Genomic DNA, 22,021 nt, shown 5'->3' with positions numbered 1-22,021 from the left:
AATTAAACGAACCTTAAACATTCTTATATGTTAGACGAGACCAACAAATTACCAAATAAAGAAAAGAGTAATTTAACACTGCAAAATTCTGAAATTAAAGAAACTTTAGCAAAAAATGAGCTAAAGAGAGAAGATGCAGTATTACCTGAGAAAGTTGCTGATACTACAGATAATGATAATAATGCAGATTCTCAATCAGAAAAAATATTAGAATCTGTAGAAACTAAAAATGAAGTACCCATTGTATCCAATAAAGCAATTGATGAGATAGATACTAAAATTGCTGAAAGTTCTGAAACGATTGAGCATGTACGTGTTGAGATGAAAGATTACGATAATTTTAGTTTGGAAGATTTAGTTGCAGAATTGAGTAAATTAGTTAAAGAAAATCCTGTGCAAAGCATTCATAGTAATGTTAATAAAATTAAAAACACTTTCAATGTTAAATTTGGGACACTTCTAAAAAATGAAAAATCTAAATTTATTGAAGAAGGAGGTAATGTTGTTGATTTTCAATATGATAATCCAATAAAATCTACTTATAATAGTATCCTTTACGATTACAAAGTAAAAAAGAATGAATTTTATGCAAAACAAGAAAATCAATTAAATGAAAATTTACAGGTTAAATTAGAATTGATTGAAAATTTAAAAATGCTAATTGATAATGCTGATGGATCTACAATGTATAAAAGATTTAGAGAAATACAAGATAAATGGCGTTCTACAGGCCCTATACCTAAGGCAAAGTATAATGATACCTGGAGAACATACCAACACCACGTTGAGCGATTTTATGATTTATTACATTTAAATAATGATTTAAGAGATTTAGATTTTAAGCATAATTATGAAGAAAAATTAAAATTAGTTGTTAAAGCAGAAGCTTTGGCTGAGTTAGACGATATAAATTTAGCCTTTAATGAGTTACAAATTCTGCATAAAATGTGGAAAGAAGATATAGGTCCTGTTGATCGTGCTCATAGAGAAGAGGTTTGGGGACGCTTTAGTGCTGCAACTAAAATAGTACATGACAAGCGACATGATTTTTTCAAAAATTTGAGAAGTAAGTTTGATGAAAATACAGAAAAAAAGTTGTCAATTATTTCTGAAATTGAAGCTGTTGATACTTCAGGAAACAAAAATAGAAGCGATTGGCAAAAAAGTATAAATGAAATTGAAGAATTACGTAATAAGTTTTTTAAAATTGGTCAAGTTCCAAGAGCAAAGAGCAACGATATTTGGGCAAAGTTTAAAGCTGCAACAAGAAAATTTAATATTGAAAAGAATAATTTTTTTAAGGATGTAAAAAAAGAGCATTTAGAAAATCTAAATAAAAAGAAATTACTTATTGAAAAAGCTCTTGAACTAAAAGATAGTGAAGATTGGGATGTTGCAACAGAAGTGATGAAAAAAATACAGGCCGATTGGAAAAATATTGGTCATGTACCTCGTAAATATTCTGATAAATTATGGAAAGAATTTAAAGATGCCTGTAATTATTATTTTGACAGGCTACATTCTGAACAAGACGCCGGAAGTAAAGAAGAATTAGAAGTTTTTAATAAGAAGAAAGAACTTTTAAAGCAAATTAAAGAAAGTATTGAAAACAAAGTAGAAATAACATTAGATAAACTTAAGGAATATGTAAATAGTTGGAGAAAACTGGGAAGAGTACCCTTTGAAATGAAACATATTGAAATTAAGTTTAATAAACTGATTGATAAAATTGTAGCTGAAAATCCTATTGATGTAAAAGAGGTTGAAATGATTAAGTTCGAGAATTTAATTAATAGTTATTTAGAACAAAAAAATTATAAAAAATTAAATGGCGAACAGCTTTTTGTTAGAAAAAAGATTGATGAAACAATAAGAGAAATTCAACAATTAGAAAATAATATAGGTTTTATTTCAAACGCGACGAAAGATAATCCGCTATTAAAAAACGTAATGGAAAACATTCGAGCTTATAAAGAAAAATTAGAAATTTGGAAATCTAAATTGGCGTATTTGAAGAAACTAGATTATTAAAAAGAGGCTGTCTAAAAAGTGTCATTCTGAATGTAAATGAAGAATCTTCTTGAAATTAAACACTTATATATCAAGATGTTGAGATTTTTCACTTTGTTCAAAATGACAAGTATAATTGCTTTTCAGACAGCCTCTTTTAGGGTAGTGTCGTATTTTTATTGATATTTTAAATTGGTAGTTACTTCAATTTTAACTTCGCTCCACGTCATAGAAATACCATCATCACCAGAATGTAAATCTTTACATGCAGCATTTAAAGCTTTTAGAGCTAACTGAGTTTTCCAATTATCTAGATTCATGACTGCTTCAATTGTAACCGTTTGGTCATTAATAGTATATCTTATTGGTAATACTTGTGTAATTTCATTCATAGTTAAACTTACAGTACCAGAATTTTCATTAGTAGTGGTTATAACTCCTGTAATTTCAAGCGTATTTTTCATGGTTCCAAAAAAGAATTTCTTTAATTTTTTATCTCTAATGGTATCTTTTGTAAATAGGCTATTTACAGGAATGCTAAATTTTAAACCATTTAGAGCACTTAGAACTGTTGTAGCTTTCTTTTCTTGTTCAATCGTTACTTTTGTAAATTGCCCTTTTACTGGAGTTTTGCTAGTAGTTTTGTAAGCAATCCAATTAATAGTTGTTTTTCCAGAATCAACAGTATACCCTTTTTTGGAAGGTTCTGATGCTTTTTTTTCATTTTGCTTACAAGAAGAAATAGTTATTATTGTTAGTAATAAGAGACTGATTAAATGTAATTTTTTCATGATAGTTAGTATAGTTTAAATTAAATATTTATTTACGAGATTTATATATTCTTGTTTTGCTTCATCCTCTGAGACATGACTTAATTGAAACCAAGCATTTAATTTAAAAGAGTTTCTCAATTCAATATTCCCTGATGGTTGTTCATAATTATTACCTTTAGTAGCCTGTTTATAGTTGGCGTAAAAAGCAAGCATAACATCTGGAGGAAGTTTTATTTTTGTATTGCAAGCAATTTTATATGCCTTTTTAAATTCAATATCTAATTTTTTTTTCATAATATAATAATATTAAAGCGTAGCAATTACTTGTTCACCACCTTTAACCTTGTCGTTTAGTTTTACATTAATTTTAGCATTTAATGGTAAAAATAAATCTACTCTTGATCCAAATTTAATAAATCCAGCATCTTCACCTTGTGTAACTTGGTTGTTTATTTTTGCATAATTAACAATTCTTCTTGCAACGGCTCCAGCAATTTGGCGGTATAATATTTTACCTATTACGTTGTTATCAATAACAATAGTTGTTCGCTCATTTTCTTCTGAAGCTTTTGGATGCCAGGCAACTAAATATTTACCTGGATGATATTTGCTAAAGGTTATATTTCCACTAATTGGATACCTAGTTACATGGACATTAAGAGGTGACATAAATATAGAAATTTGAATTCTTTTATCTTTAAAATATTCGCTTTCAAAAACCTCTTCAATTACAACAACTTTGCCATCAACAGGAGCTATAACGGTATTATCATTTAAAATAGTATTCCTTTTAGGGTTTCTGAAGAATTGTAAAATTAAAATATAGAAAATTAATAGTGTAAATGCCAATAATTTATTCAACCAATCAACTGAAATTAAATTTTCTAACAAAATAACCCCAATGGCGAGGGTAAAAGTGGCAACCAAAATTATTTTAAAACCTTCTTTATGAAACATAATTATTGAACTAATTGTAAATAAATAAATATAAACGGAGCAGCAAAAATAACACTATCAAACCTATCTAAAAATCCACCATGTCCTGGTATAAAATCACTACTGTCTTTTACTCCAGCCTGACGTTTGAACATAGACTCAATTAAATCTCCTAAAACACCAAAAATACTAACTATTCCGGCAATAACAATCCATTGTATTAATGAAAGTGTAATAAATTGTTTTGCTAAAATTAAACTCATAATGAAAGTGAAAATCATGCCTCCAACAAATCCTTCAATAGTTTTATTGGGAGATATTCGTTTTAAAAGTTTATGTTTTCCTATGTTTGACCCAACCAAAAAAGCAAAGGTGTCATTTGTCCATATTAAAATAAAAACTCCTAAAATTGTAGTATTTACATAATGAAATGTAACGTTTAAAAATGGTATTTGAACAATTAAAGTGAAGGGGACCACTATATAGATTACTGATAAAAATATTTTTCCTAAATGAATTATAACCTCTTCCTTTTTTGCAAATAATATAGAAGCAAAAGTTATGAAAATAGTTAAAAATAGCATAACCCCTGCATATTCAAAAATCATTTTAGAAGGAACATCTTCTACGTTCAAAATATTTCCGAAAACAAAAAAGAGTATTCCAATTATATATGGAAAGATGCTTTTAAGCTGAATCATTTTTTTAAATTCATAGAGGCAAAGTATCATTAAAATAAAAAAAAGTACTATAAATGATATTTTACTATATAAAATAGAGAATATTAAAACACTAACAAAAACAAGTCCTGAAAGTGCGCGTTTTAAAAGGTTTTCCATAAATTATAAATCTTCAAACAAAAGCAAATATAAGTTTTTTGCATTGGTATTCCCATAATTCATGAAATCTATATTTTTAGAATTAGGATTGTAATTTTTTATTGCACTAATATTACTTGGAATATTGCCTTGATATCTAGATTTAATACCCGTTAAGCCATCACCGTTTGTTTTAACTAATTGACTTGTAGTTGCATAAACAATAAAATTTTTAGTTAACTCAGAAATTTTGCATTCTTTTAGTTGATTTGATGAAAACAAGATACTACCATTTTCAGCAATTAAATGTTCACAACTTACAAAAAAAGGGAATGAGGTTTTGTTAGTTTCAACGATGTTTATTGGTATTGCTTTAGTGAGTTTTAGTAAATCATAATCATTACAAATAATAGTTTCCCAAGAGTTTTCTTCAATTATGTTTGCTAAATTTAAAGTCACTTCATCTAAAGTTGTACAATAGAGAAATTTACCATTATTTTTTAAAAAATTTCTCACAAATAGTTGATCAAGTGATAAACTTTCTAAATCCAAAGTTGGATCTTCAGCCTTTTTTTCTTTAGGGGTATTAAATAATTTTTTTAAAAAACTCATTATTTATTTTGAATAATTTCAAAATTATAAAAAAGATATGGATTTACTCCTGTGTTTTTGATGAATTTTCAGAGTTTGTCTTATCAATTGTATTTTCAGTTTTTTTATCAATAATTTCTTTTTCTTCTTCTTTGAAGGGCCTTTTACCAAAAATAACTTCTAAATCCTTTTTAAATATTACTTCTTTTTCAAGTAATAATTCTGCCAAAGTAGTTAGTTTGTCTTTATTTTTAGATAGAATTTGAACTGCTCTTTCAAATTGTTCTTCAATAATTTTAGAAATTTCTTTATCAATTATTTGAGCTGTTTTTTCGCTATATGGTTTGGTGAAATTATAGTCTGATTGACCAGATGAATCATAGTAAGTTAAATTACCAATTTTCTCATTTAGTCCATAAATTGTAACCATTGCCCTTGCTTGTTTTGTAACCTTTTCTAAATCGTTTAATGCTCCAGTAGATATTTTATTGAACATTAATTTCTCAGCAGCTCTACCAGCAAGTGTTGCACACATTTCATCTAGCATTTGCTCAGATTGAACAATTTGGCGTTCTTCAGGTAAATACCAAGCAGCTCCTAATGATTGCCCTCTTGGCACTATAGTAACTTTTACTAGTGGTGCAGCATGCTCTAACATCCAACTGGCAGTTGCATGGCCTGCTTCATGGTAAGCAATAGTCTTCTTTTCTTTTGGAGCTATAATTTTATTTTTCTTTTCAAGCCCTCCAACAATTCTATCAACAGCATCTAAAAAGTCTTGATGATGTACAGCTTTTTTACTTTTTCGAGCAGCAATAAGGGCAGCTTCATTACATAAATTTGCAATATCAGCACCAGAAAATCCCGGAGTTTGCTGAGAAAGGAAATCTATATCAACATCTTTACTAAGTTTTAAAGGTTTAATATGTACTTTAAAAATAGCAGCACGTTCATTTAAATCTGGTAAATCTACATAAATTTGACGGTCAAAACGCCCAGCTCTTAACAATGCCTTATCTAATACATCAGCTCGGTTGGTAGCTGCAAGTACAATTACATTTGTATCTGTACCAAAACCATCCATTTCAGTTAATAATTGATTTAAAGTGTTTTCTCGTTCATCATTACCTCCTGTAATATTATTTTTTCCACGTGACCTACCAACGGCATCAATTTCATCAATAAAAATAATAGAAGGTGCTTTTTGTTGAGCCTGCTTAAATAAATCACGAACTCTTGACGCTCCAACACCAACAAACATTTCAACAAAATCTGATCCAGAAAGTGAGAAAAATGGGACATGTGCTTCCCCAGCTACAGCTTTAGCTAATAAGGTTTTACCAGTTCCTGGAGGTCCAACTAATAATGCTCCTTTTGGAATTTTACCTCCAAGTGATGTGTATTTATCAGGGCTTTTTAAAAAGTCAACAATTTCTTGTACTTCTTCTTTTGCGCCTTCTAAACCTGCTACATCTTTAAATGAAGTTTTTACCTTTTGATCTTGATCAAATAATTTTGCTTTAGATTTTCCAATGCTAAAAATTTGACCACCTCCACCAGCGCCTCCACCTGACATTCTTCTCATAAAATAAATCCACAACCCAATTAAAAAAATAAAAGGTAAATACATGAATATTTGATCTAAAAGGTTTGTTCTCTCAACGTTAGAGGTATCAAAATCGAGGTTTTTAGCTTCTTTTTCAGCCTTTAACTCTTTTTCAAAATTTTGTAAATCTCCAAAGTCATAAAAATATAAGGGAGAATTGCTAGTATATAAAGAGCCTTTATCTTTTTTGTATTTTTCTTTTTCTAATGCTTCTTTTTTGATGTAAATATTTGCAATATCTCTATTAACAATCATTATTTTCTCAATATCATTGGCATCAAGAATTGTTTTAAATTCATTCTGACTTAAATTTCTTGAAGACATATTGCCATCATTAAAAAGCTGATAACCAATAAACAGCACAAAAATAATTCCATATATCCAATAGAAATTAAATTTGGGTGTTTTTATGTTTTTATTATTTGATGTATTCTTTTTATTTGGATTCATATTTTTTATTTCAATAATTTTTTTAAAACTTTTTAATTAGCTGAAGCTATTTCAGTTATTTTGGCATCACCCCAAAGACTTTCAATATCATAATAGTCACGTATTTGTTTTTGAAAAACGTGTACCACAACGTTAACATAATCTATTAAAATCCATTCTGCATTTCCTTCCCCTTCAACATGCCAAGGTTTTTCTTTACTTATTTTACCAACCTGTTTTTGAATAGCACTAGAAATGGCGTTAACATGTGTGTTGGATGTTCCTGTACTTATAATAAAATAATCACAAACAGTGTTCTCTATTTCTCTCAAATCTAATAGTTGGATATCTAATCCTTTTACTTCATCTATAGCCTTTAATATTACTGCAATTAAGCCGTCTGCACTTACATTTTTTTTTGTCATTAATTTTTATTTAGATTGCTGCAAAGTTATTACTTTTTTATGATAAATTTAGATTTAAGTAACTTTGTTAAATTTTTAATTTCTATATGAATATAATCAAACTTAATGCCATTGATTCAACAAATTCTTACATTAAGAAGCTGGCAAATGAAATAGCTCTTGATAGTTATACTGTTGTAGTAGCTAAACACCAAACTAAAGGGAGAGGCCAATTGGGTACAAGTTGGTTGTCTGAAAATGGTAAAAACCTAACATTCAGTATTTTAATTAAATTTAATGATTTTAAAGTCGAAAATCAATTTTATTTAAGTATGGCTGTATCTTTGGGTGTTTTAGCATCTATAAACAAGGGTATTAGTTCACCTCTAAAAATTAAATGGCCTAACGACATTTTGTCAGGAAATCATAAAGTTGCTGGGATTTTAATTGAGAACGTACTAAGTGGTAATTTTATTAAACAATCAGTTATTGGTATTGGTTTAAATGTTCATCAACAAGTATTTTCTAAAAGTATAGGGAATGTTACTTCTTTAAAAAATATATCAGGAAATGATTATAATATGGATGATTTATTAGAAAACTTAGTCCAAACTATTAAGTTTTATGTTAACTATGTCGAAAAAAAAGAATTTAAAAAGTTAAAAAAAATATATTTACAATCACTTTTTAATTACCAAAAACCTACAACATTTGAAAATAATAAAAGAGAATTATTTATTGGGAAAATAGTTGATATTTGTAAAAGTGGTAGAATTTTAGTTGAGTTAGCAAACAAAAAAACTTGCAAATTTGACTTAAAAGAAATTAAATTTGCAAGTCGTTAAAAAACCATTGTTATAAATTTGTAGCTTTTTCAGATAAAGTGTCTATAAATTTTTGAAGCGGTTTTTTAACCATCATAGCCATCATAGGGTTAAAATCTCCTTCAAATAATAATTGACTTTCACAACTACTATCTGAAATTTTGTTTATTAATGCTGTTAACGTAAAATTTAACTTACTGCTTGCAGCTCCTAAAATAATTTTGTCAAATTCTTGTTTTTCTTTAACAACTAGTCGTATCTCTGGCATACCTTTTAAACTAAAAATAAATGATTCGCCATCTACCTCAAATTTTTCGATATTCTCGGGCATTAGTTGTCTGAAATTTTCCAAATTGCTTAAAAATTCAAAGAATTCTTTTTGAGATTTGTTAATAGTTGATTTTTTGCTCTCTAAATTCATGTTTAACTGTTTATTGTTTCCATTTACTCGGGTTTTCTCTCCACTGCTGAAGAGTTTCTAACTCATTTTTTGAAATATAGTTACTATCAATTGATTGTTCCAATAAATGATTAAAATCACTTAAAGTATTTAATTTTACATTAGCTGCTTTAAAGTTATTTACGGCAAAATCAAATCCGTATGAAAAAATAGCAACCATTCCTTTAACATTAGCACCCTCTTCTTTTAAAGCAGCAACAGCATTTAGGCTGCTTTTTCCGGTACTGATTAAATCTTCAACTACAACAACATTTTTATTTTTTTCTAAAAAACCTTCAATTTGATTTTTTCTACCGTGTTTTTTGGGTTCGGGTCTTACATAAATAAAAGGGATATTTAATTGTTGGGCAATCAAAGCCCCAATAGCTATTGCACCTGTAGCTACTCCAGCAATTACATCAGGTCTTCCGTATTGATCTTCAATAATTTTAGCTAAATTTTCTCTTAAATAAGTTCTTATTTTAGGATAAGATAACGTTGTTCTATTATCACAATAAATAGGCGATTTCCATCCTGATGCCCAAGTAAATGGATCTTCTGGCTGCAACTTAATAGCTTTTATTTGCAATAAAATTTCAGCAGTTTTTTTTGCAGTATCTTTGTTCATAACCATAATGCAAATGTATAAAGTTTTTGTGAATGACTGTCCAATTATTTTGACAGATAATAAGAAGATTTCAACAGGTTTTCAAAAAATAGAGTTCAAAAGTATTACTGTTTTAAAAATTGTAGAAGATTTTTTTCAAGATAATTGTAAAGAAATTTACTTGTTATGTGATAATGTTGAAAAATGTTGGGAACAATTTAAATTAAATTTTACAATTCAGGAAGCTGCAGGAGGTAAAGTTTTAAATACAACTAAAGATGTGCTCTTTATTTACAGGTTTAATAAATGGGATTTACCAAAAGGAAAATTAGAAAAAGGTGAATCTATTGAGCAATGCGCTGTTAGAGAAGTTGAAGAAGAATGTGGAATTACAGATTTAAAAATTGAAAAACAATTACAAACTACGTATCATATTTTTGTTAGAGAAGAAAAATTTATTTTAAAAATTACCTATTGGTTTTTAATGCATTCAAATTATACGGGTAAATTAACTCCTCAAACAGAGGAAGGTATAACAAAAGTTGTTTTTAAAGATGAAATTGCTACAGAAAAAGCACTTCTTAATACATACGAGAATATAAAACAGTTGTTTTAAAACAAATATTAATTGTTTATATGTAATAGATTTACAGATAATTAAGCGGAAATAAATGAAATAGTTATCAATCATAATTATTTTATATCAATTCATATAATTAGCCTATATTTGCCGCTTTTTGTAAATAAACACCTATGGCTAAATTTATTAGAAAGCGAGTTTCCAATGTTAGAAATGATATTTTTTCAGGAGTAACAGTAGCATTAGCACTGGTTCCTGAGGCGGTTGCTTTTGCCTTTGTGGCAGGTGTAGACCCTTTAGTGGGTTTGTATGCCGCATTTATGGTTGGTTTAATTACGGCTATTTTTGGCGGTAGACCTGGAATGATTTCTGGTGCTACAGGTGCCTTGGCTGTTGTAATGGTTAGTTTAGTAGCAGAAGGAAATGCTATGGGAAATCCAAATGAGAATTTAGGGCTATATTATTTATTTGCAACTGTAATTTTAATGGGAATTATACAGGTTTTAGCCGGGCTTTTGAAATTAGGTAAATTTGTTCGTTTAATACCGCATCCTGTTATGATGGGGTTTGTTAATGGCTTGGCTATTGTTATTTTTGTTTCCCAGTTAGGAATGTTTAAAAAAACAGTAAATGGAAATAAAACTTGGCTACAAGGAAATCAATTATTTATTATGATTGGATTGGTTGCTTTAACCATGATTATTATGTGGGGATTACCAAAAATTAAGAAAGCTCAAAAATTACCAGAAGCGTTAATAGCAATAATTGTAGTAAGTACTATTGCAATTTTAGCCAATTTAGATGTTGCAACTGTTGGTTCATTTATAAAAGATGGTGGGGGAGAAGGCTTGAAAGGAGGCTTACCAACACCACATTTAGAGACATTTTCAAAAATTCCATTTACTTGGGAATCTATCACATTTATTTTTCCTTACGCTTTAATTTTAGCTGCAATAGGTTTGATAGAATCATTAATGACATTAAATTTAATTGATGATTTAACTGAAACTCGTGGTAATGGAAATAAGGAATGTGTTGCACAAGGTAGCGCAAATATTATTACAGGTTTATTTGGAGGAATGGGAGGTTGTGCTATGATTGGACAGTCTATTATAAATATTAAAGGTGGAGGTAGAGGAAGATTGTCGGGTATTGTAGCTGCTTTAATGCTATTGTTTTTTGTAGTATTTGGTTCATCATATATTGAACAAGTACCTATCTCTGCGTTAGTAGGAGTTATGTTTATGGTTGTAATTGGAACTTTTGCTTGGAGTAGTTTTAGAATTATAAATAAAATCCCTAAAACAGATTTATTTGTGTTGATATTGGTTTCAGCATTAACAGTTATTTTTGATTTAGCAATTGCTGTAATTGCTGGGGTTATTGTAAGTGCATTGGTTTTTTCTTGGGAAAATGCAAAACGAATTAGAGCCCGTAAAACTATAAAAGATGATGGTACAAAAGTGTATGAAATTTGGGGGCCGTTATTTTTTGGCTCAATAGCTGCCTTTAATGAAAAATTTGATATTAAAAATGATCCTAAGCATGTTGAAATAGATTTTATTGAATCACGAATTAGTGATCATTCTGCATTAGAAGCTGTTTCTAATATTGTTAAAAAATACCAATCAGCAGGGAAAACAATTCATTTAAAACATTTAAGTGAAGAGAGTAAACAGTTGTTGTATAAAAGCAATCCCAAATTTAAAGAGGTTATTATAAATGATATTGACGACCCAAGATATCACGTTGTAGAAAACCCTGAAGCATTTAATTAATGGGTGAGCTTAAAATAGCGTAAAATGTTTGTATTCCATAAGCAATTTGTCCAATTTCAAGATTTTCATTTGGGCTATGTTGGTTGTTATCTGGATTTACTAAAGGAACAATAAAAGCAGGAATTTTTAATTCATTTATAAACGGAGAAATAGGTACAGTTCCTCCCATAATACGAATTTTAACAACGTCTTTTTTAAAAGTTGATTTTAAAATGTTATCAATCCAAACACCATAAGGGTTATTTAAATCTGTTCTAAAAGGTTTGGTAACGGAGCCTTCTTTAATAGTTATAATGTTTGCATATTTTTTCCGTTCATCTAGTGTAGGTTCATTGGAAGTAATATAATAGCCCTTATTTTTAATATGTTTTTTTATTAAGTTTTTTAAGTTATTTCCATCTGTTTCAGGAACTAGCCGTATATCAATTTCTGCAGTTGCTTTATTGGGTACAATAGTCCTTGATTTTTTTCCTACCCAACCTGATGAAATTCCTCGAACATTTAAAGATGGGTATTGTAAAGATTCTTGGTAAAAATGGCCAACAGTTTCAGGAGATTTTATGGCGAGTGTATTATGTAGAGTTACAATATCATCAGGTACACTTTTGAGTATTCTCTCTGTAGCTTTATCTATTGCAATACCGTCATAATAACCATTGATAATAACTTTTCCATTTGTATCTTTCATACTGCTTAAAAGGTGCGCCATTTTAAAAACAGGGTTTGGAGCGTAATTACCGTAATGCCCACTATGCTGTGGCGTAATTGGCCCATAAGTGGTAAGTGTTAATGTTGTTATTCCTCTACATCCAAATACTAATGTAGGTTTTTTTGAAGGGTGTACTGGACCATCGTTTATAATTAAAAAATCAGCATTTAAAAGAGCACGATTTTCAGCTACTGCTTTGGGTAGAGGTTTGCTACTTTTTTCTTCTTCACTATCTAAAATAACTTTTACGTTAAAAGGAATTTTCTTGTTATTTTTTTTGAGTAAATCAATGGCATTAAGTAACATAACAATAGGGCCTTTGTCATCTGAAGTAGATCTTCCAAAAAGCCTCCAATCATAATTAACAGTTTTGTTTAACTCACTCCAATCCAGCTTCTCCCATCCATTTTTACTTTGTTTTTTTAAAACTATTTCATAAGGATTATCTTGTTCCCATTTAGATGTATCTACTGATTGCCCATCAAAATGCATATAAAACAATACGGTTGGCTTATTTTCTTGTATTGGCAACGAAGCAAAAAACAAAGGTAACCCTTCAGTAGATAATACTTTTGTGTTAAAACCTCTCGCTTTAAATTTAGTAGTAAGCCATGTTATATTTTGTTGAATGTCATTTTCATTTAAAGCATCATTTGGAATTGATACAAAATCTTTAAGTTCTTCAATAGATTTTTTTAGTTGGGTATTTAACTGGGTACTTTCTTGTGCAAAACCAGAAAAGACACTTAATATAAAATAAGCAATAACAAGTTTTTTCATTGAGTGAAGGTTGAAAATTAGAATTTAAAACTACAACATAATTTTAAATTGTGAGCATTGTTTAATTGTGTTTTTATTTTTTATTTAAAAATGAAATCCATTCTTTCTTGGTGTTTAAATTTTGAATTATAGAGCAATCATTAACTTTTATAAATGAAATGTCTTTAGCAGGAAGGTTTTTAAGTTGATAATCTAATCTGGCATTTTTACTTTTTAAATTTATAGGAATTAAAGTCCTCCAAAATGAAGGATGAAGTTTAACAGGATGACCTCTTTCCGTGTTATAGGTTGGAATTACCACTAAATTTTGAGTGTCAATAATTTGTTCAAGTTCACGAGTATTTAGTATAGGAATATCAATATGATTTAAAAGAATGCTAGATGTTGAATTCAAAATTTTTAAAATAGTCTGTAATGTAGAAAATGAACCTAACTCAGGATGTTTATTTATTACAACTCTTATGTTTATACTATTAAAACTAACAGGGTTCAATAACGCATTTTCTAACCAAGGAATTGCTTCAAAATAATGTTGATAATTAAAGCCTAAACCAATATAAACTTCAGAAATTGATGTTTTTGAAACTCTATACAGTTGTTCTAAAATCCAAAACGTTTGTTGGTATTTTAGTAAACCTTTATCAACGCCCATTCTTTCTGATTTCCCCCCAGCTAATAATACAAAAGTGGTCTTATTTTTCATAGTACTCTTTCAATAATTCAGCTGCAATACTTATGGCAATTTCTTTGGGAGTATGACCACCAATATCTAACCCAACAGGACAGTGAACAGGTGAAATTCCAGCTTCAAAATTCAACTCTTTTTTTAATAAATTATTGAACTTGTTCTTCTTGGTTTTACTCCCAATTAAGCCAATATAATTGGTTTTAGAATGTAAGGCTAAAGCTGTTATTTCAAAATCTAGTTTATGATCGTGAGTCATAATAACAACATAACAGTTTTCTCCCCAATTTACTTTATGTTTGTACAAATCAAAAGGAATATCAGAAAATGTGATGTTGTTATCAATTTGAATATTATTTCTCCAGTTTTTACGAGTATCTAATAAGGTGATATTAAATGGAGTATCTTTTAAAATAGTACATAATTCAATGCCAATATGCCCGGCACCAAATAAAAATAATTCAGGAGTTTGGTTCATAGGTTCAATAATTAATTCAACTTTACCACCGCAACATTGTTCAAACTCAGGGCCTAAAGTATATGAAAATTCTTTTATTTTATTTTCGTTAATTGCAACTACAGCCTCATCAATAACTTGAAACTCTAATTTACCACCACCAATGGTTCCAAAAATTTCCTTTTGTTTGGTAACAATCATTTTTGATGATATTTTGCAAGGGGCAGAGCCAAGAACTTTGGTAATAGTTACCAATGCAACGGGTTGCTTTTTCTGTTTAAATTTGTAAAGTAATTCTATCCAATTATTCATAAAATACTAAACTAATCCGTAATCAGATAACGGTAAATTGTGGTATCTTTTTCCTGTTGCCTTGAAAATGGCATTAACTATTGCGGGTGCAATTACGGGTACGCCAGGTTCTCCAACACCGGTTGGTTTTTCTGAGCTTTCAATAATTTCAACATGAACTTTCGGAATCTCATGCATTCTAATCATTTTATAATCGTTGTAATTACTTTGTTCAATAGCACCATCTTTAGCTGTAATTTTACCGTAAAAAGCTAATGACATGCCAAAAATTGCTGACCCTTCCATTTGTGCTTTTACAGTATCTTTATTAACCACGGTACCACAGTCAATAGCAGTAAAAACATTGTGTACTTTTACTTTTTTATGAATTACGGATACTTCAACTATAGAAGCTACATAGCTATAAAAACTGTAATGTACTGCTAAGCCATATGCATGATTTTCAGGAAGTGGTTTACCCCATTCAGCATTTTTAGCTGCAATTTTTAACACATTCTTAAGTCGTGCTGTATTGTATTTTATTTCGTTTGGAGTATCTTCAATCCTGTCTTTTCCAATTAAATTTAATCTAAATTCAAGCGGGTCTTTGTTGGCGGCGATAGCTAATTCATCGGCAAAAACATTTTCTGAAAATCCGTGAGGGATATTAATAACTGAACGCAACCATCCAATTCTAACCATAGCAGGAGCTTTGCCCACTTCAATTTTCATGTTTTTAATATCAAACGGGACATTGGAAGCGCTTGCAATTTCAAATCCAGCAGCATAATCTACTCTAGGTGAAAATGTTGATACAATTGAAGGCAATGCAAACCTGTGTAACCAACCTGTTACATTTCCATTTTTATCTAATGAAGCTTTTAAGTATTGTGCACTTACTGTATGGTAATAATCGTGTTTAATATCATCTTCACGTGTCCAAACTACTTGAATTGGAGTATTTAATTTCTTAGAGAGCATTACAGCCTCTACAACATAATCGGGTTTAGATTTCCTGCCAAAACCACCACCTAATAAAGTTACATTAATGGTTACTTTTTCTTCAGAAGTTTGTAGATAGTCAATCACTTCTTTTCTGGTTGTTTGTGGAGCTTGGGTTGGTGCCCAAACCTCACAACTATCACCTTGAACCCAAGCTACAGCATTTGGCACTTCCATTGGAGCATGAGATAAATGAGGTAATTGGTAAGTGCTTTCAACAATTTTATCAGCATTTTTAAATGCACTATTAATAGCACCAACATCTTTAGCTACTTTGCCTTGTTTGTGAACATTGGCAGTAATTTTAGCCATATATTTTTTAGAATCATAACTTTTGTTATTGCCAAAATCCCATTCAATTTTTAAAGCTTCTTTCCCTTTAAATGCAGCCCAAGTGTTAGAAGCAATTACTGCAACACCTCCAAGAGCACCAAATGCTTTTTCAATTCTAGGAATTTCAATTACAGCTTCAACACCAGCTATTTTTAAAGCTTCTGATTTATCGAAAGATTTTACCGTGCCAAAAGTAACTGGACAACGAGCTATTGCTGCAAATTTCATATTTGGCAATCGTTTATCTAATCCAAAAATAGCTTTCCCTTGTACGTAATCTTCGGCATCAATACTTCTTAAGTTTTTACCAATGTATTTAAAATCTTTAGAAGATTTAAGTGTTAAATTGGTTGGGGTTTCTAAAGTTTTTGCAATTTCAACCAAATCTCCGTAACCAATTTTTTTACCACTTGTATGGATAATAAAATGATTTTCAGCGATGCATTCACTTTCTGGAACTTGCCATTTTTTTGCTGCCGCAGAAATTAACATGGCTTTAGCTGTAGCACCCATTTTTCGCATAGTTTCGTATAAATAACGAATACTGCGAGAGCCATCGGTATTTTGATCGCCATATTTAGCATTTCCAGTTGCTTGTTTTACAGTTACTTTGCTCCAATCTGCCTCCATTTCATCGGCAATAACTGATGTTAATGAAGTTCTAACTCCATTTCCCATTTCAGATCGTGAAGCAATTAAAATTAAACTTCCGTCAGAATTAAGTTGTACAAATAAATTTGGATTAAAGTCTGTTAAATTTTTATTTTGAGTAGCATCTTTATTAGAAAAAACAGAAGTATTGCAAGCTAAAATTAATCCACTTGAAGCCAAACCAATACTTTTTACAAAAGCTCTACGACTTATATTTTTTATAGTATTCATGAGTGTTGGTTTTTAAGTTCAACAGTTTTGTGAATCGCTTTTTTAATGCGTTGGTAGGTGCCGCATCGGCAAATATTGCCAATCATAGCATCTTCAATATCTGTATCGGTAGGATTTTTATTTTTATCTAATAAAGCGGTTGCAGCAATTAATTGTCCGGGTTGGCAAAATCCACATTGAGGCACGTTTAATTCCACCCAAGATTCTTGTAATAATTGTAAATTTTTAGAAGTCCCCTCAATGGTTAAAATGTTTTTCCCAACAGCAGCTGAAACAGGTATTACACAAGATTGTACAGGAGAATTGTCTAATAAAACTTTACAAGAGCCACACAAACCTTTTCCACAGCCATATTTTGTGCCTGTAAGCCCAATAACGTCTCTAATTGCCCAAAGTAAAGGCATATCTGGAGCTACATCAATAGTGTACTTTTCTCCATTAATTTGAAGTGTAACCATGTTAAAATTGATTAGTTGTTAAATAGTTTAACAATTTAAGAATTATTTTACAAATGTGTTTTTTGAATTTTTGTTTAACAGAAATTTAACTAATAATGAGTTGTAAAAGGAAAGTATTGTTTTTTGTTGTTATTTAAAAGAGTTTACTTCTATTACTTTACCTGCAATCATATTATTGATGTGAATTGTTCCAATTCTAATTCTAACTAAACGAAGGGTTGGAAAACCAACAATAGCAGTCATTTTGCGTACTTGTCTAAATTTACCTTCTTTAAGTGTAATAGAAATCCAACTTGTAGGTCCGTGTCGCTCATCTCTAATCTTTTTTGCTCTTTTTGGAAGTTGTGGTAATTGTGCAAGTTTAAAAACTAAACATGGTTTTGTTGTGTATTTACCAGTTTCAGTACTAATTTCTACACCATTTTTTAGTTTTTGAATGGCTTCTTGGGTAATATTTCCGTCTACTTGCGCAAAGTATTCTTTTTCAACTTTTGAACTTCTAATAAATTCACTTGTTTTTCCATCAGTAGTAAGTAGTAATAATCCTTCTGAATGTTCATCTAAACGCCCAATTGCCATTGTGTTTTTAGGAAAATTATATAATTCACCCAATAATTTTTTATTTGTCCGTTTGGTTTGGTTATTTGTAAACTGACTTAAATAGCCATACGGTTTGAAGATAATAAAATGTTGATGTTTATTGTTTGTATTCTCCATTTAAAATTTTATAAACCAATTCTTTAGTAAGAGATTTTTCACCTGCTTTTTCTCTAATTTTATCAAAAGGAAAAATAAATTCACATCCATTTTTATAATTGCTGCAACCATAGGCGGTTTTACCTTTCAATATTGTTCCTTTTTTACATTTAGGACAGCTAATTTTTTCAGGAACGTTATGGTTACTGAGCGAAGTTGAGGTGTTCTTTTCTTCTAATTTTAATTGGAAGTTCTCATCAAATCTAAGCAATCCTTCAACTTTATAAGTTTCTTTTTTAAAGCCTTTTAAATTTACAGTGCATCCTTTATTTAGCAACCGTACATATTGATTTTCAGATATTTTTTTATCTAAATAACGATAAGGAAGCCTAAAAGTACAGCCGTTTTTAAAGTTGCTACAACCATAAGCGGTATTGCCTTTTAAAATATTTCCTTTGTTACATTTTGGGCATTTATAAGATGTAATTCCTAGAGTTTTTTTAGTTATTTTTTTAGAAGAGGATTTACTGGTAGTGTTGTAAGAAATATTAATTTTTACTGTTTCTGAACGAACTTCATAAACCAAATCATCTACCATTTTTTTCATATTCTTGATAAATGTTCCTGCATTAAAAGTTCCTTTTTCAATTTCTTTCAATCTTTTTCCCATCTTCCAGTTAATTCAGCCGATTTTAATAATTCATTTTGGATAATTTCAATCAATTGAATTCCTGTTTGAGTTGGCAATAATTGTTTCTTTTTTCGTTCAATATAATTTCGTTTAAACAGTGTTTCAATAATATTGGCTCGGGTAGAAGGGCGCCCAATACCGTTTTCTTTCATCAATTCTCGTAAAGCTTCATCATCAACTTGTTTACCTGCAGTTTCCATTGCTCTTAAAAGTGTTGCTTCTGAAAATTGATTTGGAGGTTTTGTTTGTTTTTCTAAAAATGAAGGTTTGTGAGGTCCTTTTTCACCTTTTATGAATGTTGGTAAAATTCCTTTTTCTGTTTTTTCTTCTAGTTTTGTATTGCTGTTAGAAGTGGAAGAACCTGTACTAAGTGAAGTTGAGGTATCAAATACAACTCGCCACCCTTTTTCTAAAATTTCTTTTCCAGTAGTTTTAAAATGAATATCAGCAGCTTTACCAATTACGGTAGTATTTGAAACCTTACAATCATTGTAAAAAACGGCAATAAAGCGTTTGGTGATAATGTTATAAACTTGCTGTTGATTGTATTGTAAATTAATTTGTACACCTGTTGGAATAATAGCGTGATGATCGGTCACCTTTTTATCGTTAAATACTTTGGTTGATTTCCTTATTTTTTTACCGAATAAAGGTTGAATTAAAGTGCTGTAATTTGTTAATTTTTTTAAAATACCTTCAACTTTAGGATATACGTCATTTGGTAAAAAAGTGGTGTCAACTCTTGGGTATGTAACCACTTTTTGCTCGTACAATTTCTGAACTATTTTTAAGGTTTCATCAGCTGAAAAACCAAATTTATTATTGCAATATACTTGTAAACCTGTTAAATCAAATAACTTAGGAGCATATTCTTTCCCTGCTTTTTTAGTAATAGAGACTATTTCAAAATTGTTTTCTTTTACTTTATTTGCTAAAATTTCACCATCTTCTTTTTTAAAAAAACGACCTTCTTCATAATTAAAAAGTACCTCTCTATACAATGTTTGTAATTCCCAATAATGTTGTGGTGTAAAATTATTAATTTCTTTAAACCTGTTCACTACCATTGCTAACGTAGGCGTTTGAACTCTTCCAACAGATAATACTTGTTTATAACCACCATATTTTAGCGTGTATAATCTAGTTGCATTTATTCCTAAAAGCCAATCTCCAATGGCTCTAGAGAATCCAGCATAGTATAAATTATCATAATTTTCAGAAGGCTTTAAATTTTGAAACCCTTCTTTAATTGCTTCTGTAGTAAGTGAAGAAATCCATAAACGCTCAACTTTACCTCTATAACCGGCTTCATTAATAACCCAACGTTGAATTAATTCACCTTCCTGACCCGCATCACCACAGTTTATAATAACATCGGCTTTTTCAAATAGGTTTTTTACAATCTTAAATTGTTTTTGAATTCCTTGATTGTCAGAAACTTTGGTTTGAAATATCTCAGGAAGCATTGGTAAATTATTTAAATTCCAACTTTTCCAATGTGGTTTGTAATCATTAGGTTCAAATAAGGTACATAAATGTCCAAAGGTGTAGGTTACAGCATAACCGTTTCCTTCAAAATAACCATCTCGTTTAGTAGTAGCTCCTAATACGGTGGCAATTTCACGAGCAACACTAGGCTTTTCAGCAATACATACCTTCATTTAAAATTTAATTTGAGAATTGCAAAATACGGAATTTTGACGTAAATGAAGTAGCTAGAATAGTTGAATTTTTTGTTCAATTTTTTATTTTTTTAAGAGAGCTTAATAATTTAGATAAGAAGAAATAGCTTTTCACTATAAAATTATTAATATATTTAGCAAATGCAATTTACAAGTCCAGTTTTTGGATTTAAAAAACAATTTAAAATTAATGAAATTATTTACAATACAGGAAATCAACGAAATTTTAAAAGGTGAAATTATTGGAGTAACCAATCAAAAAATTAGTGGGCCAGAAGAATTACAAAAGGCAAGTATACATCAAATAACTTTTATAGGAAGCAAAAAGTATCTTCATTTATGGGAGAAATCAAATGCATCTGTGGCAGTTGTTAATGATAATTTAGTTGTTGAGCCGGGAGAAAATCGTGCGTTGATTAAAGTGAAAAATGCCGATTTAGCAATGGCAAAAATTTTAGAGTTATTTAATCCTAGTCCACCACATTTTGATACTGAAATACATGAAACAGCGGTTATTCATAAATCAGCCATTATAGGTAGTGGGTGTAAAATAGGCGCAAATTGTTATTTGGGAAAAGATGTTATTTTGGGTGATGGTGTTGTTTTATACCCAAATGTTTGCATTTTTGATGAAACTAAGATTGGAAATAATACTGTTATTTGGTCGGGCACAGTAATTCGTGAACGTTGTGAAATTGGAAGTCTTTGTATTTTTCATACGAATGTAAGTATTGGAGCTGATGGATTTGGGTATAGACCAAGTGAAGATGGTAGAGGTTTAATAAAAATACCTCATATAGGTAATGTAATAATTGGAAATGAAGTTGAAATTGGTGCTAATTCTGCTGTAGATAGGGCAAAATTTAGTTCAACAATAATAGGTGACGGTTGTAAGATAGATAACCTAGTGCAAATTGCACATAATTGTGTATTAGGACGTTCTTGTATTATGGCAGGTAGTAGTGGTTTGGCAGGTTCGGTTACTTTAGGTGATGGAGTTATTATTGGAGGAAGTTCTTCAATAAAAGACCATGTTACTATTCATACTGGCGCTGTAGTAGGTGGAGGTTCAGGAGTTATGAATGATGTTGCTGCTGGTAAAACGGTTGTTGGTTATCCTGCAGCAGATGCTAGAGATATGTTTAAACAGTGGGTGCTTTTGAGAAAAATGATTAAAAGTTAATTTTACTAATAGTTGTAAATAATAGAATGTGAAAAAGAAATGAAAAAATTAGAAATTAAAATACCTGTAATTCACATTATTTTAATAATCGTATTTATAATAATCGTAAATATAATAATCGAAAAAGAAACTCAAGGACAGCTTGAAATATTTAAAATAATTTACAGTTTTAGTTTTTTTATCACTCACAATATTTATTCCATCATTCTAGGAATACTATTGATTATACCATTACCTCTTTTAATTCTTTCAATTATTAGAAAAAGAAATGATTTAATTAAAGGGTTTTCAATTTCAACCTTAAGTAGTATTATTTTAGTTATTATTATAATCAATTCTTAATTAATTAAAATTTGAACAATTATGAGAATTGAATT

General features: G+C 29.7%; 23 protein-coding genes. 6 read left to right on the top strand and 17 right to left on the bottom strand.

Features of this window, described 5'->3' with window-relative positions:
* Positions 1-27 precede the first annotated feature (27 nt).
* Positions 28-2,031 carry a DUF349 domain-containing protein gene (locus Lupro_RS04730; RefSeq protein ID WP_082703856.1) on the top strand — a complete coding sequence of 668 codons (2,004 nt, stop codon included), beginning with the start codon at positions 28-30 and terminating at the stop codon, positions 2,029-2,031.
* A 155-nt stretch (positions 2,032-2,186) separates the two neighbouring features.
* On the opposite strand, the gene Lupro_RS04725 is transcribed toward Lupro_RS04730, so the two are convergent.
* The 7 genes from Lupro_RS04725 to rsfS are packed head-to-tail and all read right to left on the bottom strand — an operon-like array spanning position 2,187 to position 7,588.
* Positions 2,187-2,801 (bottom strand): YceI family protein, encoded by a 615-nt coding sequence (locus Lupro_RS04725; protein WP_068206745.1) that lies wholly within the window; start codon positions 2,799-2,801, stop codon positions 2,187-2,189.
* Positions 2,802-2,816: 15 nt separating this feature from the next.
* Positions 2,817-3,077, bottom strand: coding sequence for an acyl-CoA-binding protein (locus Lupro_RS04720; RefSeq protein ID WP_068206743.1), 261 nt, complete (start codon positions 3,075-3,077; stop codon positions 2,817-2,819).
* Positions 3,078-3,089: 12 nt separating this feature from the next.
* Positions 3,090-3,740, bottom strand: a complete 651-nt coding sequence (locus Lupro_RS04715) for a phosphatidylserine decarboxylase family protein (RefSeq protein ID WP_068206741.1) — start codon at positions 3,738-3,740, stop codon at positions 3,090-3,092.
* Positions 3,741-3,742: 2 nt separating this feature from the next.
* On the bottom strand, positions 3,743-4,558 hold the full coding sequence (locus tag Lupro_RS04710) for a phosphatidate cytidylyltransferase (RefSeq protein ID WP_068206739.1): 816 nt from the start codon (positions 4,556-4,558) through the stop codon (positions 3,743-3,745).
* 3 nt (positions 4,559-4,561) lie between these two features.
* Positions 4,562-5,149 carry an LUD domain-containing protein gene (locus Lupro_RS04705; RefSeq protein WP_068206737.1) on the bottom strand — a complete coding sequence of 196 codons (588 nt, stop codon included), beginning with the start codon at positions 5,147-5,149 and terminating at the stop codon, positions 4,562-4,564.
* 43 nt (positions 5,150-5,192) lie between these two features.
* Positions 5,193-7,184 (bottom strand): ATP-dependent zinc metalloprotease FtsH, encoded by a 1,992-nt coding sequence (gene ftsH / locus Lupro_RS04700; protein WP_068206736.1) that lies wholly within the window; start codon positions 7,182-7,184, stop codon positions 5,193-5,195.
* 32 nt (positions 7,185-7,216) lie between these two features.
* Positions 7,217-7,588 carry a ribosome silencing factor gene (rsfS, locus tag Lupro_RS04695; RefSeq protein WP_068206734.1) on the bottom strand — a complete coding sequence of 124 codons (372 nt, stop codon included), beginning with the start codon at positions 7,586-7,588 and terminating at the stop codon, positions 7,217-7,219.
* A gap of 86 nt (positions 7,589-7,674) precedes the next feature.
* Here rsfS and Lupro_RS04690 point away from each other — a divergent pair, with 86 nt between their 5' ends.
* A complete protein-coding gene (locus tag Lupro_RS04690) occupies positions 7,675-8,412 on the top strand; it encodes a biotin--[acetyl-CoA-carboxylase] ligase (RefSeq protein ID WP_068206731.1) in 738 nt (245 codons plus the stop codon).
* A 10-nt stretch (positions 8,413-8,422) separates the two neighbouring features.
* Here the strand turns inward: Lupro_RS04690 and Lupro_RS04685 are convergent, their stop codons facing one another.
* Positions 8,423-8,812, bottom strand: a complete 390-nt coding sequence (locus Lupro_RS04685; RefSeq protein WP_068206729.1) for an orotate phosphoribosyltransferase — start codon at positions 8,810-8,812, stop codon at positions 8,423-8,425.
* A 10-nt stretch (positions 8,813-8,822) separates the two neighbouring features.
* Entirely contained in the window at positions 8,823-9,464 is a 642-nt protein-coding gene (gene pyrE, locus Lupro_RS04680; protein WP_068206727.1) for an orotate phosphoribosyltransferase, read from the bottom strand.
* Between the two features lie 7 nt (positions 9,465-9,471).
* Here pyrE and Lupro_RS04675 point away from each other — a divergent pair, with 7 nt between their 5' ends.
* Entirely contained in the window at positions 9,472-10,053 is a 582-nt protein-coding gene (locus Lupro_RS04675; protein ID WP_068211446.1) for an NUDIX hydrolase, read from the top strand.
* A gap of 137 nt (positions 10,054-10,190) precedes the next feature.
* Positions 10,191-11,795: a SulP family inorganic anion transporter gene (locus Lupro_RS04670; RefSeq protein WP_068206725.1), complete on the top strand. Its 1,605-nt coding sequence runs from the start codon at positions 10,191-10,193 to the stop codon at positions 11,793-11,795.
* Here Lupro_RS04670 and Lupro_RS04665 read toward each other — a convergent pair.
* The 8 genes from Lupro_RS04665 to Lupro_RS04635 all read right to left on the bottom strand — a co-directional run bounded on the left by Lupro_RS04665 (position 11,788) and on the right by Lupro_RS04635 (position 20,440).
* Positions 11,788-13,284 carry a M20/M25/M40 family metallo-hydrolase gene (locus Lupro_RS04665; protein ID WP_068206723.1) on the bottom strand — a complete coding sequence of 499 codons (1,497 nt, stop codon included), beginning with the start codon at positions 13,282-13,284 and terminating at the stop codon, positions 11,788-11,790. The genes Lupro_RS04670 and Lupro_RS04665 overlap by 8 nt on opposite strands.
* 73 nt (positions 13,285-13,357) lie before the next feature.
* A complete protein-coding gene (locus Lupro_RS04660) occupies positions 13,358-13,987 on the bottom strand; it encodes an NTP transferase domain-containing protein (RefSeq protein WP_068206722.1) in 630 nt (209 codons plus the stop codon).
* A complete protein-coding gene (xdhC, locus tag Lupro_RS04655) occupies positions 13,977-14,738 on the bottom strand; it encodes a xanthine dehydrogenase accessory protein XdhC (RefSeq protein ID WP_068206720.1) in 762 nt (253 codons plus the stop codon). Before xdhC ends, Lupro_RS04660 begins: the two co-directional genes overlap by 11 nt.
* 6 nt (positions 14,739-14,744) lie before the next feature.
* On the bottom strand, positions 14,745-16,934 hold the full coding sequence (locus Lupro_RS04650) for a xanthine dehydrogenase family protein molybdopterin-binding subunit (RefSeq protein ID WP_068206719.1): 2,190 nt from the start codon (positions 16,932-16,934) through the stop codon (positions 14,745-14,747).
* Entirely contained in the window at positions 16,931-17,392 is a 462-nt protein-coding gene (locus tag Lupro_RS04645) for a (2Fe-2S)-binding protein (RefSeq protein WP_068206716.1), read from the bottom strand. The genes Lupro_RS04650 and Lupro_RS04645 overlap by 4 nt, the downstream gene beginning before the upstream one ends.
* 129 nt (positions 17,393-17,521) lie before the next feature.
* Positions 17,522-18,109 carry a pseudouridine synthase gene (locus Lupro_RS04640; protein ID WP_068206714.1) on the bottom strand — a complete coding sequence of 196 codons (588 nt, stop codon included), beginning with the start codon at positions 18,107-18,109 and terminating at the stop codon, positions 17,522-17,524.
* On the bottom strand, positions 18,090-18,758 hold the full coding sequence (locus tag Lupro_RS13930) for a hypothetical protein (RefSeq protein WP_418001098.1): 669 nt from the start codon (positions 18,756-18,758) through the stop codon (positions 18,090-18,092). Before Lupro_RS13930 ends, Lupro_RS04640 begins: the two co-directional genes overlap by 20 nt.
* Complete coding sequence (locus Lupro_RS04635; protein ID WP_418001097.1) at positions 18,743-20,440, bottom strand: DNA topoisomerase 3; 1,698 nt, start codon at positions 20,438-20,440, stop codon at positions 18,743-18,745. The genes Lupro_RS13930 and Lupro_RS04635 overlap by 16 nt, the downstream gene beginning before the upstream one ends.
* Positions 20,441-20,651: 211 nt before the next feature.
* Between Lupro_RS04635 and lpxD the strand changes: the two genes are divergently transcribed.
* Both lpxD and Lupro_RS04625 read left to right on the top strand, forming a co-directional pair.
* Entirely contained in the window at positions 20,652-21,644 is a 993-nt protein-coding gene (gene lpxD, locus Lupro_RS04630) for a UDP-3-O-(3-hydroxymyristoyl)glucosamine N-acyltransferase (RefSeq protein WP_068211443.1), read from the top strand.
* Positions 21,645-21,683: 39 nt separating this feature from the next.
* Positions 21,684-21,986 carry a hypothetical protein gene (locus tag Lupro_RS04625; protein WP_068206712.1) on the top strand — a complete coding sequence of 101 codons (303 nt, stop codon included), beginning with the start codon at positions 21,684-21,686 and terminating at the stop codon, positions 21,984-21,986.
* The last annotated feature ends 35 nt before the right edge of the window (positions 21,987-22,021 follow it).

The organism is Lutibacter profundi (genome assembly GCF_001543325.1).
GTDB lineage: Bacteria > Bacteroidota > Bacteroidia > Flavobacteriales > Flavobacteriaceae > Lutibacter > Lutibacter profundi.
This window is presented reverse-complemented; position numbering and strand designations above follow the sequence as displayed.